The organism is Streptosporangium sp. G11 (assembly GCF_051192615.1).
GTDB lineage: Bacteria > Actinomycetota > Actinomycetes > Streptosporangiales > Streptosporangiaceae > Streptosporangium.
Window position 1 is genome coordinate 1 of the sequence record NZ_JBPJUQ010000245.1, and the last position, 2,189, is coordinate 2,189.

Here is a 2,189-nt window from a genome sequence, read left to right on the forward strand (position 1 = left end):
TCTACGAGTGGGATGGGCGTTCCCGAACTTGCCGACGTTCGCTCACAGCGATCGTAATTATGTAAGTAGTCCTTGGGAGTGACCCTCTCAGGGGTGATGCGATCCAGGTCAGACAGCTCGTAGGCTGGTCCGGTGATCTCGGCCGTCTTGAACGCCCTCTGGGACACGCTGGCCCGGGGCGACGCGGACCCGCCGACTCCCCGCTCCCCCCGCCTGCGCTGGCCCATGCCCCGGTGGGCGGGACCGCTGCCCTTCCGGACGATCGACGTGGTCCGGGTCGGGGACCTCGTCCTGGCCTGTCTCTTCTTCGGCTCGACGCTCTCGGAGTTCCTCAACGCCAACGAGCTGCTCTGGGCCACCCGCCCGCTGGTGGGGGTGCCCGTCCTGTTGGTCTACGTGGCCGCTCTGGCCTTTTCCGTGCCGCTGGCCCTGCGCGACCGATGGCCGCTGGCGGCCTGGCGGACCGCCGCATTGTCCTACCCGTTCGCGATCTACGTCACGACGCGGCTCAACCCCAACGATCTGCCGTACTCCACCCCGGCGGCGATCACCTATCTGCTCGTGCTCTACGCCGTGGGCCTCCGCGTGAAACCCGCGGTCTCCCTGGTCGTGTGGTTTCTCACCGTCCTCGCGCTGTGGGTGGGCAACCCCGACACGGGCGTGGTGATCGAGATGATCGTCGTGACCGTCGCAGTCCTGTTCGGCTACAACGTGCGCGTACGGCGCAGCGCCACGGCCAAGCTGGTGGAGGGGGAGCGGCGCACCGAGCTCGCCGAGGGGGCGCAGGCCGTGCTCGCAGAGCGGACGCGCATCGCCCGCGAGCTGCACGACGTGGTGGCCCACCACATGTCGGTGATCGCGATCCAGGCCGAGGCCGTCCCGCTGGAGGCGCGGGGCGACCCCGAGCTGCTGGAGAAGGGTCTGGCGCAGATCCGCGGGCTGTCACTGGAGGCGATGGCGGAACTGCGGCAGGTGCTGGGTGTCCTGCGTGATGAGGAGGGCCGTACCGACACCGCGCCGCAACCCGGCCTGGACCGGGTGGAGGAGCTGGTCGCGACCACCCGCGCGGCCGGGATCGCGGTCGCGGTCAAGCGCTCGGGCCCGCTGGAGGGACTGCCCTCGGCGGTGGAGCTGGCGGTCTACCGGATCACCCAGGAGTCGCTGAGCAACGCGATGCGGCACGCGCCGGGCTCGGCCGTGGCGGTGGAGATCACGCGGACCGCCCAGGAGGTACGGCTGCGCGTCCTGAACGGGCCGGGCGGCGCGTCCCCGGGACTCACGGGGGCCGGGCACGGCCTGCTCGGCATGCGCGAACGCGCCACCCTGCTGGGCGGCACGCTGGAGGCGGGACCGCTGGCGGGCGGCGGGTTCGAGGTGCGCGCGGTCCTGCCCGTGCCAGACGAGGGAAAGGTGCGATCGTGATCCGGGTGCTCATCGCGGACGATCAGGGGATGGTGCGGACCGGGTTCACGGTGTTCCTGAGCAGCCAGCCGGACATCGAGGTGATCGGAGAGGCGGCGAACGGACGGGAGGCCGTCGAGCGGGCCGCGCTGCTGAAGCCGGACGTGATCCTCATGGATGTGCGAATGCCGGAGATGGACGGTCTGCAAGCGACCCGCCAGATCCTGACTTCTGGCGATTTTTTGCCAAAAATCTTGATCTTGACCACTTTTGATCTGGACGACTACGTCTACGAGGCGTTGCGGGCCGGGGCGAGCGGGTTCCTGCTCAAGGACGCCTCCGCCCTGCAGCTCGCCGAAGCCGTCCGGGTGGTCGCGGCGGGTGAGGCGTTGATCGCCCCGGCGATCACCAAGCGGCTGATCACCGAGTTCGCCCGGCTGGGCGGCCCCCGCGCGCCGATAGTGCGGCGGCTGGCCGAGCTGACCGAGCGGGAGACCGAGGTGCTGACGCTGATCGCGCAGGGCCTGTCCAACCAGGAGATCGCCACCCGGCTCACCGTCTCGGAGCAGACCGTCAAGACGCACGTAGGCCGGGTGCTGGGCAAACTTGACCTGCGCGACCGCGCCCAGGCGATCGTCTACGCCTATGAGACCGGACTGGTGCGGCCGGGTGAGTGAGTCCCGCCGGCACGTGTCGCCGCTGATGCTTCAGCTCATCGACGTGGCCGTGGCCGTGACGCTGTTCTTCGTCGCCCTGGACGGACTGATGGACGCCCAGGCCCAGAACTA

The 2,189-nt window shown here is 69.7% G+C and carries 2 protein-coding genes; both read left to right on the forward strand.

Features of this window, described 5'->3' with window-relative positions; genetic code table 11:
- Nucleotides 1–132: 132 nt before the first annotated feature.
- Complete coding sequence (locus tag ACSDR0_RS50210; protein ID WP_435296065.1) at nt 133–1,422, forward strand: sensor histidine kinase; 1,290 nt, start codon at nt 133–135, stop codon at nt 1,420–1,422.
- Nucleotides 1,416–2,078: a response regulator gene (locus ACSDR0_RS50215; protein WP_435296066.1), complete on the forward strand. Its 663-nt coding sequence runs from the start codon at nt 1,416–1,418 to the stop codon at nt 2,076–2,078. Before ACSDR0_RS50210 ends, ACSDR0_RS50215 begins: the two co-directional genes overlap by 7 nt.
- Nucleotides 2,079–2,189 lie beyond the last annotated feature (111 nt).